Source organism: Streptomyces sp. NPDC059852 (assembly GCF_042731455.1).
Classification (GTDB): domain Bacteria; phylum Actinomycetota; class Actinomycetes; order Streptomycetales; family Streptomycetaceae; genus Streptomyces.
This window is the reverse complement of sequence record NZ_JBHWJK010000020.1, coordinates 77,540-89,903: the sequence shown is the minus strand read 5'-3', so window position 1 is coordinate 89,903 and position 12,364 is coordinate 77,540. Positions and strand designations below refer to the sequence as shown.

Below are 12,364 nucleotides of genomic sequence, written 5' to 3'. Positions count from 1 at the left end.
AGTCGTTGACAGGTCCATACCAGGGCGGGACGCTGAGAGCGCTCTCAGATCGTCGATCCCCCACTCGAACGGAGACGGAGCATGGGGAAGACACTCGAACGCCGGATCGCGGCCGCGGGCCTGTCCCTCGCCACGATCCTCGGCGGCACGCTGCTGGCGACCGGGACGGGCGCACCCGCCCACGCCGCCGTCCCGGCGACCATCCCGCTGAAGATCACCAACAACTCGGCACGCGGTGACCAGGTGTACGTCTACAACCTCGGCACCGAACTCTCCACCGGACGGCAGGGCTGGGCCGACGCGAACGGCACCTTCCACCCCTGGCCGGCCGGCGGGAACCCGCCGACCCCCGCGCCGGACGCCTCCATCCCGGGTCCCGCCGCCGGACAGTCCACGACCATCCGGATGCCGAAGTTCTCCGGCCGCGTGTACTTCTCGTACGGGCGGAAGCTGGAGTTCAGGCTGACCACCGGCGGACTCGTCCAGCCCGCCGTGCAGAACCCCAGCGACCCGAACCGCGACATCCTGTTCAACTGGTCCGAGTACACGCTCAACGACGGCGGCCTGTGGCTCAACAGCACCCAGGTCGACATGTTCTCCGCGCCGTACTCGGTCGGGGTGCAGCGCCCCGACGGCAGCACCGCGAGCGCCGGCAAGCTGAAGGCGGGCGGCTACAACGCCGTCCTGAACAGGCTCAGGAACCAGCCCGGCGGCTGGGGCAACCTGATCCAGACCCGCTCCGACGGCACCGTGCTGCGCGCACTGTCCCCGCTGTACGGCCTGGAGACCGGCGCGCTGCCCGCCTCGGTGCTGGACGACTACATCAACCGGGTCTGGCAGAAGTACACCTCGGCCACGCTGACGGTGACACCGTTCAAGGACCAGCCGAACACCAAGTACTTCGGCCGGGTCTCGGGCGGCGTCCTGCGCTTCACCAACAGCGCCGGCGCGGTCGTCACCCAGTTCGAGAAGCCGGACGCCTCCTCCGTCTTCGGCTGTCACCGCAAGCTCGACGCGCCCAACGACCAGGTGCGCGGCCCGATCTCGCGCACCCTGTGTGCCGGATTCCACCGCTCCACCCTGCTGGTCAACCCGAACCAGCCGGACGCCTCCGCGGACGCGTTCTACAAGGACGGCGTCACCGACCACTACGCACGGGTGATCCACTCCCAGATGGCCGACGGCAAGGCCTACGCGTTCGCCTTCGACGACGTCGGCAACCACGAGTCGCTCGTCCACGAAGGAGACCCGCGCCAGGCCACGATCACCCTCGAACCCTTCAACTGACCCCCCACCGAACACACACCACCGGCCGCCGGGAGCCCGTCCCCCGGCGGCCGGCGGCGTGACGCCTGCCCCACTGCTTGCGGGCGCGTGATAGAGGCAATCGCATCTTGAGGGCGTACGCAACGAACGTCGCGGGGTACCCGAAGTCCGACGAACGGACACGGGAAAGGGCTGTAGGCATGCAGATCGATCTCACGGGCCGCACCGCGCTGGTGACCGGTTCCACCCAGGGCATCGGCGCGGCGATCGCCGTCGGGCTGGCCCGCTCGGGGGCGCGGGTGGGCGTCAACGGCCGTAGCCCGGACCGTGTGGAGCGCGCTGTGGCCGAGTTCGGCAGCCGGGCGCCCGGCGCGCGGCTGGTCCCGGTCGTGGCGGACGTGACCACGCAGGAGGGCGTCGACCAGGTGGCCGAACTCCTGCCCGAGGTGGACATCCTCGTCAACAATCTCGGCATCTTCGGCTCCGCCGACCCCCTGGAGATCAGCGACGAGGAGTGGCGGCGCTACTTCGACGTCAACGTGCTGTCGGCCGTACGGCTGATCCGCCGGTACCTGCCCGGCATGGTCGAGCGCGGCTGGGGGCGGGTGCAGAACATCGCCAGCGACTCGGCCGTCGTGATCCCGGCCGAGATGATCCACTACGGCATGTCCAAGACGGCCCTGCTCGCGGTGAGCCGCGGATTCGCCAAGCAGGCCGCCGGTACCGGGGTCACCGTGAACTCCGTCCTCGCCGGCCCCACCCACACGGGCGGCGTGGAGGACTTCGTCTACGAGCTGGTCGACAAGGACCTGCCCTGGGACGAGGCGCAGCGGGCCTTCATGCGTGAGCACCGGCCGCAGAGCCTGCTGCAGCGCCTGATCGAACCCGAGGAGATCGCCCACATGGTCGTCTACCTCGCCTCCGACCAGGCGTCGGCCACGACGGGCGGCGCGGTGCGGGTCGACGGCGGCTACGTCGACGCGATCCTGCCGTGACGGCCGCGTGGTGAGCGGTGCGGGTCGCCCGCGCCGCCGGCTGCGGGCGCTGTGCGGGCTCCGGCCCCGTTCCCGCCGACCGCGGTGGGGGCGGGGCCTTTCGTCGGTGGGTCAGTCCGGTCGGTGGGCGGCCGCCTGGCGGGTGCGTTCGTAGTGGCGTCTGGCCTTCATGCGGTTGCCGCACAGGGCCATCGAGCACCAGCGCCCTTTGTTCGTCCTGCTGCGGTCCAGGAGGAAGCGCCGGCACTCCTCGTTGGCGCAGGGGCGCAGCCGGCCGGGCATGGTCTCCTGGATCGCGCCCCACGTCAGGACCGCCTCCACCGCCAGCCGCCGGTCGGCGGGCGGCCTCGGTTCCCAGGTCACGCCGTCCGCGTCGACGCGCGGACGCGAGGTGACGTCCTCCAGCAGCGGGCCGAGGGCGGTGGCGGGGGCGTCGCCGCGGACGACCCGCTGGAGCAGGTCGCGCGCGATGACGAGATGCCGGCGCTCGGCGGCGGTGCCGCTGCCTCCGTGCTCCCGCTGCCAGGCGCGGGCGGCCTCGGGGTCGGCGAGCAGGTCCTCCGGGGTGCCGTCGACCACCGGGGTGCTGTTGAGGAGCTCCACCAGCGTGTCCTGCTCCATGCGTCCGTCTCCTCGCCTCTCCGTTCGCCCTGCGCAGGCTACCGCCTGCCTCCACCCTTCGATTCTAACCCCTAAAAGTATGTTGACAGGTTAGGTCGGCCGTGGTCGACTGTGTGTATAACCAGACAACGGCTCTAGAGGGGTTAGGATCATGGAGTACGCAGTGCACCACCGCACCGCCACCGTGGACGGCCTGGAGGTCTTCTACCGGGAGGCCGGCGACCCCGGAGCCCCCACCGTCGTCCTGCTGCACGGCTTCCCGACCAGCTCGCACATGTTCCGCGGCCTGATCCCGGCGCTCGCCGACCGCTACCACGTCATCGCCCCGGACCACATCGGGTTCGGCCGGTCCGCGTCGCCGGCCCTCCAGGACTTCCCGTACACCTTCGACGCGCTCACCGACATCACCGAAGGGCTGCTGCGGCAACTGGGCGTCGAGCGGTTCGCGATGTACGTGATGGACTACGGCGCCCCCATCGGCTGGCGCCTCGCCCTGCGCGGCCCGGGCCGGATCACCGCGATCGTCACCCAGAACGGCAACGCCTACGAGGAGGGGCTCGTCCCGGAGTTCTGGAAGGACGTCTTCGCCTACGGCGAGCACCCCGGCCCCGACACCGAGGCGCCCATGCGGACCGCCCTCACCCTGGAGGGCGTGCGCTGGCAGTACCTCACCGGTGTCCCGGACCCGAGCCTCGTCAGCCCCGACACCTGGACCCACGACCAGGCCCTGCTGGACCGCCCGGGCAACGACCGGATCCAGCTGAGGCTGTTCCGGGACTACCCCACGAACGTCGCCCTCTACCCGAAGGTCCACCAGTACTTCCGCGACACGCAGGTCCCGCTGCTCGCCGTCTGGGGGGCCAACGACCCGATCTTCGGTCCGGCGGGCGCGGAGGCGTTCCGGCAGGACCTGCCCGACGCCGAGGTCCGTCTGCTGGACACCGGGCACTTCGCGCTGGAGTCGCACCTGGGAGCCATCGCCGGGGCCGTGCGCGACTTCCTCGGCCGCGCCCTGGTCTGACCTTTCGCACCGTACCGGCGGCACAACAAGGAGAGGAGGCGGTCCGTATGAACGCGTCGGGCTTCCATGAGGGGGAGCGCGCCGTCCAGGCGCGGGCGGGGGTCGCGGACGAGGCGGCCCGGCTGCACGGCATGCTGCGGCCGCCGTGGCTGGGCGGCGGGCTGCGGGCGGCCCTCGCCGCGCGGACCTTCGCCGTCCTCACCGCACGCGACCGGGACGGGGTGCTGTGGATCTCCCCCCTCACCGGGGAGCCGGGCTTCCTGGACGGGGACGGCACCACCCTCACCGTGGCCGCCGCACCCCCGGCCGGTGACCCGCTGCACGCCCTGCCCGTCCCGCAGCCGGCCGGTCTGCTCGCGATCGACCTCGGTCTCCGGCGCCGCATCCGGGTCAACGGCCGGCTGACGGACGGCACGGACGGCGTGCTGACCATCGAGGCCGAGCAGGCGTTCGGCAACTGCCCCGCCCACATCCGCCCCCGCCTCCTCGCCCCGGACACCACCGCCCCGGCGCGCGCCCCGGCCCCCGGGGCCGTCCGGGCCGCGCTCGACGACCGGGACCGCGAGCTGATCGAGGGCGCCGACACCTTCTTCCTCGGCACGACCCACCCCGACCGGGGCACCGACGCCTCCCACAAGGGCGGTGCGCCCGGCTTCGTACGCGTCGAGGACGGGGAACTCCGGTGGCCCGACTACGCCGGGAACAACCTCTTCACCAGCCTCGGCAACCTCACCGTCGACCCGGCCGCTGCCCTGCTGTTCCTCGACTTCACGACCGGCCGCACCCTGCACCTCGGCGGTGAGGCGACCGTGGAGTGGCTCGACCCGGGGGCCGCCGGGGACGAGGGCGGCACCGGGCGCCGGGTCCGGTTCCGGCCCCGGCGGGTGCGCGGCGGCCTCGTCCCGCTGCGTGAGACCGCTCCCGCCCTGTGATCGAGATGAGCCCGGGCGCCGGACCGTCTTGACTGGTACCGGAAGGAGCGTCCGGATGCCCTCACTGCTGTCGGTCAACGTGGGACTGCCCAAGGACGTGCCCTGGCAGGGCCGGACCGTCCACACGGGCGTGTGGAAGCACTCCGTGCCCGGCCCGGTCATGGCCCGGCGGCTGAACCTCGACGGCGACGGCCAGGGGGACACCCAGGGCCACGGCGGGGAGCAGCGCGCGGTGCTCGTCTACCAGATCGACTCCTACCGGTACTGGCAGCGGCACCTCGGACGGGACGACTTCGTCCCCGGGCAGTTCGGGGAGAACCTCACCGTCGACGGCCTGCCCGACGACGAGGTGTGCATCGGCGACCGGTACCGGATCGGCGAGGCGGAGTTCGAGGTCACCCAGCCCCGGGTGACCTGCTACCGCGTGGGCCTGCGGATGGGCGTGCCCGAGATGCCCGCGCTGCTCGTCGCCCACCACCGGCCCGGCTTCTACATGCGGGTCGTGCGCGAGGGGCCGATCCGGGCCGGCGACCCGATCGTCCGGACCCGGACCGGCCCCGGCGCGCTGACCGTCGCCGACACGGACGCCCTGCTCTACCTCCCCGGCCGGGACCCGGCCCTGCTGCGGCGGGCGCTCGCCATCCCCGCGCTCAGCCCCGGCTGGCAGGGTTCCTTCCGCGACCTGCTGGCCGCGCGGGACGGGGAGTCCGCCGCCGACGGGCCCGCCTGGGAGGGCTTCCGGACCTTGCGGGTGTCCGCCGTGACCGCCGAGACGGACACGGTCGTCTCCCTCCACCTGACGTCGACCGACGGGACACCGCTGCCCGGCGCCCGCGCCGGCCAGTACCTCACCGTGCGGGTCCCGGGCACCGCACAGCCGGCGCCGCTCCGCAGCTACTCGCTCTCCGCGGTCCCCGGCGCCGGCGGCTACCGCATCAGCGTCAAACACGAACCGCACGGCACCGCCAGCGGCTACCTGACGACCGCACTGCGGCCGGGAGCCGTCCTCGACGTCGCGGCGCCGCGCGGCGACTTCGTCCTGGACGGCGGTAGCGAACCGGTGCTCCTCGTCTCCGCCGGGATCGGCGTCACCCCGGTCCTGGGCATGCTGCACGAACTCGCCGCCCGTTCCCCGGACCGGGACGTCTGGTGGCTGCACGGCGCCCGGGGCCCCCGCGAGCATCCCCTGGCCGCCGAGGCCCACGCCGTGCTGGGCTCCCTGCCGCACGCCCACGAGCACGTCTTCTACAGCGCGGCCACCCCTGAGGAGCGAGACAGGGCCCACGCGGCCCCCGGACGCCTCACGCCGGACGCCGTCCGTGCCCTGGGCGTGCCGCCGGAGGCGAGCGCGTACGTCTGCGGGCCGGCCTCCTTCATGGCGGACATGCGGCAGGCGCTCACCGACGCCGGTCTCGACCCCGCCCGCGTCCGCACCGAGCTGTTCGCGGCCCTGCCGCCCCTCACCCCCGGCCTGACCGGGACCGAGGCGCCGGCCCCGCACCCGCCGCCCGGCCCGCCCGGCACCGGACCGCGGGTCACCTTCGCCCGCAGCGGTGTGACGGCGCCGTTCCCCGACGGGGTGCACAGCCTGCTCGACCTCGCCGACGCCTGCGACGTACCGGCCCGCTGGAGCTGCCGCACCGGGGTGTGCCACACCTGTGTCACCCCGGTCCTGTCGGGCGAGGTCGGCTACGCGCCCGAACCCCTCGAGCCGCCGGCGGCCGGACAGGCCCTCATCTGCTGCTCCCGGCCGCGCACCGACGTCGTCCTGGACATGTGAGTCAGGCGGGATCGGCCCGCAGCAGGACGAGCTCGGCGTTCAGCTCGCGCAGGAACCGCACGACGACGGCCAGCTCGTCGGGGGAGAAGCGGCTCAGGGCCGTGCCGGTGCGCTCCGCGAGCGGACGGAAGTAGTCCCGGGCGAGGGCCTTGGCGGGCTCGGCGTAGTGCAGGTGCACCACCCGGCGGTCGCCCGCCGCCCGGACGCGGTGGATGTGCCCCGCCCGCTCCAGACGGTCGAGGCAGGCCGTGACGGCACCGGACGTGAGGTTCAGCTGGCGGCGGAGCCGCCCGGGGGTCATCGGACCGGCATCCGGGTCGGCGTCGAGGATGGCGATGAGCGCCTGCATGTCGGTCAGGTGCAGTCCCTGCGCCTGGGCGAACTCCTGCGCGATGCGGTTGAACTCGCTGTTCATCCCGCGCAGAAGAACGGCGAACGACTGCAACCCTGTCGGGTCGTCCGCCGGAACAGGGGGGGAGGGCACCTCGGGACCGCGCATGAGTGCAGTATAGGATCACTCAATGAGTGAGATACTTTTCCATTGAGTTAACTTGACTACCGCATGGGATGCTCATGAGAACCGCACCGCGCCGGGCCCGGTGGCTCGTCCCCGTCGTCCTGCTGCTCGTCTGGCTGGGCGTCGGCGGCGCGCTCGGACCGTACGCGGGCAAGCTGGGCGAGGTCGCCACCAACGACCAGGCCGCCTTCCTGCCCCAGAGCGCCGAGTCCACCCAGGTGCTGAAGGCGCGCGAGGCCTTCGACCAGTCCGAGACGCTGCCCGCCGTCGTCGTCTGGACGGCGGACGGCGAGCGGATCTCCAAGGCCGAGCAGGCCGAGGCCACCCGGGCCGTCGCCGCGCTCGCGGGCGAGCCCGGCATCGTGGGCCGGCCCTCGCCCGCGCTGCCCTCCGGCGACGGTGAGGCGCTGCAGGCCGTCGTCCAGCTCAGGCCCGACCTCGGCGACGACCTGGAGCCCACCCTCGACTCCGTCCGCGACGCCGCAGGCAGCGTGTCCGGCACGACGGCGCAGATCGCCGGACCGGCCGCCGGCCAGGCCGACCTGTCGGACGCCTTCGCGGGCATCGACGGGCTGCTCCTCGGCGTGGCCCTGGGCGCCGTGCTGGTGATCCTGCTGCTCGTCTACCGCAGCGTGCTGCTGCCGCTGCTGATCATCCTGGGCTCGGTCTTCGCCCTCGCGCTCGCCTGCGCGGTCGTCTACGTCCTGGCCGACCACGACGTCGTGCGCGTCGACGGACAGGTGCAGGGCATCCTCTCCATCCTGGTGATCGGCGCCGCCACCGACTACGCCCTCCTGCTGGCCGCCCGCTTCCGGGAGGAACTGGCCCGCGGCGGTGACCGGGCCGCCGCCGCGCTCGCCGCGGTGCGCCGCTCCTTCGGCGCCATCACCGCCAGCGCGGCCACCGTCGCGCTCGGCCTCCTCGCACTGCTCGCCGGCGACCTCACCAACAACCGCGCGCTCGGACCGGTCGGCGCCATCGGCATCGTGTGCGCCGTCCTGTCCACGCTCACCTTCCTGCCGGCCGTACTGGCCCTCCTCGGGCGCGCCGCCTACTGGCCGTCGACGCCGCAGCCGCCCGAGGAGTCGGCGCAGGGCCGCGGCGTGTGGCGCCGGGTCGCCGCCACGGTGTCCGGCAGGCCCCGCCGTACCTGGGTGGTGACCGCCCTGGTCCTCGCCGTCTTCGCGGTCTTCTCGCCCCAGCTGTCCTCCAAGGGGGTGCCGCTCGACGAGATCTTCGTCGACGACGCCCCGTCGGTGTCCGCCCAGCGCACGCTCGGCGAGCACTTCCCCGGCGGCTCCGGCAACCCGGCCGTCATCATCGCCTCGGCCGACCGCGTCGACGAGGTGACCGCCGCGGCCGAGGACACCGAGGGCGTGGCGTCCGCCGCAGCCGTCTCGAAGTCCGGCCGGCCCGGCGGCGGGGACCCCCTCGTCGTCGACGGACGCGTCCGCGTCGACGCCACGCTGAAGGCCGCCGCCGACAGCGACGCCGCCAAGGCGGCCATCGAGCGGCTGCGCGCCGAGGTGCACGCGATCCCCGGCGCCGACGCCCTGGTCGGCGGCTACACGGCGCAGCAGTACGACACCCAGGAGACCGCCGCCCGCGACCGTACGGTCATCGTGCCGGTCGTGCTCGCGATCATCCTGCTGATCCTGATGCTCCTGCTGCGCTCCCTGCTCGTCCCGGTGCTGCTCGTCGCGACCGTCGCCCTGAACTTCCTGGCGACGCTCGGGGCGTCCACGCTCGTCTTCGAGCACCTGCTCGGCTTCAGCGGCACGGACGCCTCGGTCCCGCTGTACGGCTTCGTCTTCCTGGTCGCCCTCGGCGTGGACTACAACATCTTCCTGATGTCCCGGGTCCGCGAGGAGGCGCTGCTGCACGGCCACCGGGAGGGCGTGCTGCGCGGCCTGACCACCACCGGAGGCGTGATCACCTCCGCGGGCGTGGTGCTCGCCGCGACCTTCGCGGCCCTCATGGTGATCCCGCTCGCGTTCCTCGTGCAGATCGCGTTCATCGTCGCCTTCGGGGTCCTGCTGGACACGCTCGTGGTCCGCTCCCTGCTGGTCCCCGCGCTGATGATCGACATCGGGCGGCGGGCGTGGTGGCCCAGCTCCCTGGCCCGCGCGCCCGAACCGGTGGAAGCGGTCAAGGAGACGGTGTGACAGAGGGCGGGGGCTCCTCCGGACAGCCGGGGAGCCCCCGGACACACGCGCGCCGCGCCCTGATGTCTTGCGCCCCGCGCATACCCGGGGCCCAGCGGCTTGCGCGTCCCGGCACGCGGACCGTTCCCGGCACCTCCCGCACCTAGCGTGAGGCCATGAGCCACACCCACCACCACACCGGCGACCAGGCGGAGATCCTCGACCTGGACGCGGACGTCATGTCCCGGCACACCGCGTCCATCGCCGCATGGCTGCCCGTCGAGGCCGCCCCCCGGCACATCCTCGACCTCGGCTGCGGCACCGGAGCCGGCACCCTGACCCTGCTGGAACGCTTCCCCGCGGCCCGTGTCACGGCCGTCGACGCCTCCGCCACCCACCTGGACCGGCTGCGCGAGCACGCCGCCGCGGCCGGGGCGACCGGCCGTGTCCGCCTCGTCCAGGCCGACCTCGACACCCCGCCGTGGCCCAGCCTGGACACCCCCGACCTCGTGTGGGCCTCCGCCTCGCTGCACCACCTCGCCGACCCCGACCGCGCCCTGCGCAGGGTGCGTGAACTGCTCGCCCCGGGAGGGCTGTTCGCCGTCGTCGAACTGGCGGGCTTCCCCCGGTTCCTGCCACCGGACGCCCCGGCGGACGCGCCCAGCCTGGAGGAGCGGTGCCATGCGGCGCGGGACCACCGGCACGCGGCCGACGTCCCCCACCGCGGGGCCGACTGGGGCGGCAAGCTCACGCAGGCCGGCTTCACCGTCGCCGGACAGCGCACCGTCGACGTGGAGATCGGCCCGCCCGCCCCCGACGCCGTACGCCGCTACGCCCTCGCGAGCTGGACCCGGATGCGCGGCAACGCCGCCGCCACGCTGGACGCCCGGGACCTGGCCGCGTTCGACGCCCTCCTCGACCCCGGCAGTCCCGACGGCCTGCTCCACCGGCCCGACCTGACGCTGCGCACCCGCCGCCAGGTGTGGGCGGCTCGGCGCCCCTGAATCACGGGTACAGTTCCCCGGCCGCGGAAAGGAGCCGGGATGAACGGGCCGACGGAACTGTACGGTCTCGCCGCCGGTCTGGTGATCGCGCTCGTCACCGCGCCGGTCGGGGTGTCGGGCGCCGTGTTCCTGCTGCCCGTGCAGCTCAGCGTGTTCGGCGTGCCCAGCCCGGCGGTCACGCCCACCAATCTGCTCTACAACGTGGTCGCGGGCCCCGGCGCCCTTCTGCGGCACCTGCGGGAGGGCACCCTCGCCGGTCCCCTGGTACGGCTGCTGGTGCTGGGCACCCTCCCCGGCGTGGTGATCGGTGCCGTCGTCCGGGTCTTCGCCGTCCCCGGCGCCACCGCGTTCCGGCTCCTGGTGGCCGGGCTGCTCACACCGCTGGGCCTGTGGCTCATCGCACGCACCCTGCGACCCGCCCGGGCACCCCGGCGCGCGGAGCCGTCGCCGCGCGCCGTCGTCGCGCTGGCCCTGGCGGTCGGCATCGTCGGCGGGGTCTACGGCATCGGCGGCGGCTCCCTGCTCGGACCGATCCTCGTGGGGCGCGGCATGCGGGTCGCCGTGGTCGCCCCGGCCGCCCTCGCGTCCACGTTCGCCACCTCGGTGGTCGGCGCCGCGGCCTTCGCCGTGCTGGCGCTGACCGGCTCGGGCGATGTCGCCCCCGACTGGTCCCTCGGCCTGGCCTGCGGTGTCGGCGGGCTGATGGGCGGCTACCTCGGCGCCCACCTCCAGCCCCGGCTGCCGGAGCGGGCGCTGCGGCTGCTCCTCGGCGCCCTGGCCGCCGGCGTCGGGGGCCTCTACGTGGTGCGCGGCCTGGGCTGAGCGGACGTGCGCCGGCCCGGCGCGCACGACGAGCACGCGCCGGACCGGCCGGGTCACTCCGCGATCGGCTTCGTCCGCTCGTACGGGATCTGCTCGCCCGCCTCGACCGGCACCGGCAGCCGGTTCTCGGCGGGCGGCAACGGGCAGGTCGCCAGATCGGTGTAGGCGCACGGCAGATTGGTGGCGCGGTTGAAGTCGAGGGTCACCGTGCCGTCGGCGGCCGGCGCGTCGATGCCCAGGGAGCGGTTGGCGGCGTACGTGGTGACCCCGGACGTCGCGTCGGTGAACAGCACCTGGAGGCTGCCCGGTGTGTGGCCGTTGAACGCGGTCAGGCGCAGCGGCGTGCCGTCGAGTCGGAAGCTGATCTCGCCCGGCGCGTCGTACACGTGCTGGAGCCCTTCGACGGCCGCGCCCACCGTGGTCGGCCGGGGCTCCGCGAACGGCGTGTACGTTCCGGTGACCACCCAGCGCGGATGGGGCGCGTACGCCGGTGTCCCGGTGAAGCGCGTGCGCAGCGGGTTCTCCGGGTGCCGGGGCCGGATCAGGTCCTGTCCGCCGCGCTTGGCGACCTCGATCACGGCGTCGCCCCACACGGCCTCGACGCCGCCGCGCTCCGGGATCACGCCGAAGCCGTGCCGTCCGCGCACGGGCGTGCCGTCGACGACGAGTTCCTCCCCGTCGGCGAGTTCGACGCCCACCCCGTCGCCGTCCGTCCACCAGGCGCCCGGCGCGTCGGGGAAGCGCCGAGGCTCGGTGTCCAGCCAGTGCAGCCCGGTGATGGCGAGGAAGCCGTGCTCCCGGGCGAGCGAGGCGTCCTTGTTCCGGTGCCACTCCTCCCACGCGGAGGTGAAGGCGGCGAGGTCGGTCAGGGTGTCCTGGGCGGTCATGCGTGCTCCTGGGGGAGTGGTGACGGGGCCGGAAGGGTGGCGGTGTGCGGGAGGGCGGGGGCGTCGGGCAGCAACGCGCGGACGAGGCCGGTGACTTGGTCCGTCTGGATGAGGAACCCCTCGTGCCCGATGGCGTGCGTCTGGCTCATGGCTCTCCCTGGGTGCGGGTGTGGCGGTGCCTGGAACGGAGGAAGGGGAAGGTGAGGAGACCGCGGGCCGGCACGACCGCGCCCGGGGCCGGGCAGGGGTCGGCGATCGGCGTGGCGCTGTGGGAAAGGGGTTCGAACGTCGGAGGACGAGGTCAGCTCACGACGGAACAGGCCGTGGTGGTGACACGCACGTAGTCGACGTGGCGGCGGGTCACGAGCACGGTCA

General features: G+C 73.7%; 12 protein-coding genes. 8 read left to right on the top strand and 4 right to left on the bottom strand.

Annotated features, from left to right (window positions below; genetic code table 11):
• Positions 1-81: 81 nt before the first annotated feature.
• Together ACFV46_RS24280 and ACFV46_RS24275 are read left to right on the top strand one after the other, a co-directional pair.
• Complete coding sequence (locus tag ACFV46_RS24280) at positions 82-1,287, top strand: glycoside hydrolase family 64 protein (protein WP_385499635.1); 1,206 nt, start codon at positions 82-84, stop codon at positions 1,285-1,287.
• A gap of 179 nt (positions 1,288-1,466) precedes the next feature.
• Complete coding sequence (locus ACFV46_RS24275) at positions 1,467-2,261, top strand: SDR family NAD(P)-dependent oxidoreductase (RefSeq protein ID WP_385499632.1); 795 nt, start codon at positions 1,467-1,469, stop codon at positions 2,259-2,261.
• Between the two features lie 111 nt (positions 2,262-2,372).
• Here the strand turns inward: ACFV46_RS24275 and ACFV46_RS24270 are convergent, their stop codons facing one another.
• Entirely contained in the window at positions 2,373-2,882 is a 510-nt protein-coding gene (locus ACFV46_RS24270) for a CGNR zinc finger domain-containing protein (protein WP_385499631.1), read from the bottom strand.
• Positions 2,883-3,033: 151 nt separating this feature from the next.
• Here ACFV46_RS24270 and ACFV46_RS24265 point away from each other — a divergent pair, with 151 nt between their 5' ends.
• Genes ACFV46_RS24265 through ACFV46_RS24255 form a run of 3 tightly spaced genes read left to right on the top strand, consistent with a single transcriptional unit; the run spans position 3,034 to position 6,615 of the window.
• The gene (locus ACFV46_RS24265) at positions 3,034-3,903 is read left to right on the top strand and encodes an alpha/beta fold hydrolase (RefSeq protein WP_385499630.1); all 870 of its coding nucleotides are present in this window, start codon (positions 3,034-3,036) and stop codon (positions 3,901-3,903) included.
• A gap of 47 nt (positions 3,904-3,950) precedes the next feature.
• A complete protein-coding gene (locus ACFV46_RS24260) occupies positions 3,951-4,835 on the top strand; it encodes a pyridoxamine 5'-phosphate oxidase family protein (RefSeq protein ID WP_385499629.1) in 885 nt (294 codons plus the stop codon).
• Positions 4,836-4,890: 55 nt separating this feature from the next.
• Entirely contained in the window at positions 4,891-6,615 is a 1,725-nt protein-coding gene (locus ACFV46_RS24255) for an MOSC domain-containing protein (protein WP_385499627.1), read from the top strand.
• Between the two features lies 1 nt (position 6,616).
• Here ACFV46_RS24255 and ACFV46_RS24250 read toward each other — a convergent pair whose 3' ends face one another.
• Entirely contained in the window at positions 6,617-7,114 is a 498-nt protein-coding gene (locus ACFV46_RS24250) for a MarR family transcriptional regulator (RefSeq protein WP_361933967.1), read from the bottom strand.
• Between the two features lie 74 nt (positions 7,115-7,188).
• Here ACFV46_RS24250 and ACFV46_RS24245 point away from each other — a divergent pair, with 74 nt between their 5' ends.
• From ACFV46_RS24245 to ACFV46_RS24235, 3 genes are all read left to right on the top strand, one after another.
• Complete coding sequence (locus ACFV46_RS24245; RefSeq protein WP_385499626.1) at positions 7,189-9,297, top strand: MMPL family transporter; 2,109 nt, start codon at positions 7,189-7,191, stop codon at positions 9,295-9,297.
• A gap of 155 nt (positions 9,298-9,452) precedes the next feature.
• On the top strand, positions 9,453-10,280 hold the full coding sequence (locus tag ACFV46_RS24240) for a class I SAM-dependent methyltransferase (RefSeq protein ID WP_385499625.1): 828 nt from the start codon (positions 9,453-9,455) through the stop codon (positions 10,278-10,280).
• Positions 10,281-10,319: 39 nt separating this feature from the next.
• Positions 10,320-11,102 carry a sulfite exporter TauE/SafE family protein gene (locus ACFV46_RS24235; RefSeq protein ID WP_385499623.1) on the top strand — a complete coding sequence of 261 codons (783 nt, stop codon included), beginning with the start codon at positions 10,320-10,322 and terminating at the stop codon, positions 11,100-11,102.
• Between the two features lie 53 nt (positions 11,103-11,155).
• Here ACFV46_RS24235 and ACFV46_RS24230 read toward each other — a convergent pair whose 3' ends face one another.
• Positions 11,156-11,989: a DUF1684 domain-containing protein gene (locus ACFV46_RS24230; RefSeq protein WP_361933977.1), complete on the bottom strand. Its 834-nt coding sequence runs from the start codon at positions 11,987-11,989 to the stop codon at positions 11,156-11,158.
• A complete protein-coding gene (locus ACFV46_RS24225) occupies positions 11,986-12,138 on the bottom strand; it encodes a hypothetical protein (RefSeq protein ID WP_385499621.1) in 153 nt (50 codons plus the stop codon). The genes ACFV46_RS24230 and ACFV46_RS24225 overlap by 4 nt, the downstream gene beginning before the upstream one ends.
• Positions 12,139-12,364 lie beyond the last annotated feature (226 nt).

Bases quoted from the DNA above. Each gene is read 5' to 3' on its own strand.
- ACFV46_RS24235 (WP_385499623.1), top strand. From the start codon at position 10,320: ATGAACGGGCCGACGGAACTGTACGGTCTCGCCGCCGGTCTGGTGATC.
- ACFV46_RS24245 (WP_385499626.1), top strand. From the start codon at position 7,189: ATGAGAACCGCACCGCGCCGGGCCCGGTGGCTCGTCCCCGTCGTCCTG.
- ACFV46_RS24225 (WP_385499621.1), bottom strand. From the start codon at position 12,138: ATGAGCCAGACGCACGCCATCGGGCACGAGGGGTTCCTCATCCAGACG.
- ACFV46_RS24270 (WP_385499631.1), bottom strand. From the start codon at position 2,882: ATGGAGCAGGACACGCTGGTGGAGCTCCTCAACAGCACCCCGGTGGTC.
- ACFV46_RS24275 (WP_385499632.1), top strand. From the start codon at position 1,467: ATGCAGATCGATCTCACGGGCCGCACCGCGCTGGTGACCGGTTCCACC.
- ACFV46_RS24250 (WP_361933967.1), bottom strand. From the start codon at position 7,114: ATGCGCGGTCCCGAGGTGCCCTCCCCCCCTGTTCCGGCGGACGACCCG.
- ACFV46_RS24260 (WP_385499629.1), top strand. From the start codon at position 3,951: ATGAACGCGTCGGGCTTCCATGAGGGGGAGCGCGCCGTCCAGGCGCGG.
- ACFV46_RS24255 (WP_385499627.1), top strand. From the start codon at position 4,891: ATGCCCTCACTGCTGTCGGTCAACGTGGGACTGCCCAAGGACGTGCCC.
- ACFV46_RS24240 (WP_385499625.1), top strand. From the start codon at position 9,453: ATGAGCCACACCCACCACCACACCGGCGACCAGGCGGAGATCCTCGAC.
- ACFV46_RS24230 (WP_361933977.1), bottom strand. From the start codon at position 11,989: ATGACCGCCCAGGACACCCTGACCGACCTCGCCGCCTTCACCTCCGCG.
- ACFV46_RS24280 (WP_385499635.1), top strand. From the start codon at position 82: ATGGGGAAGACACTCGAACGCCGGATCGCGGCCGCGGGCCTGTCCCTC.
- ACFV46_RS24265 (WP_385499630.1), top strand. From the start codon at position 3,034: ATGGAGTACGCAGTGCACCACCGCACCGCCACCGTGGACGGCCTGGAG.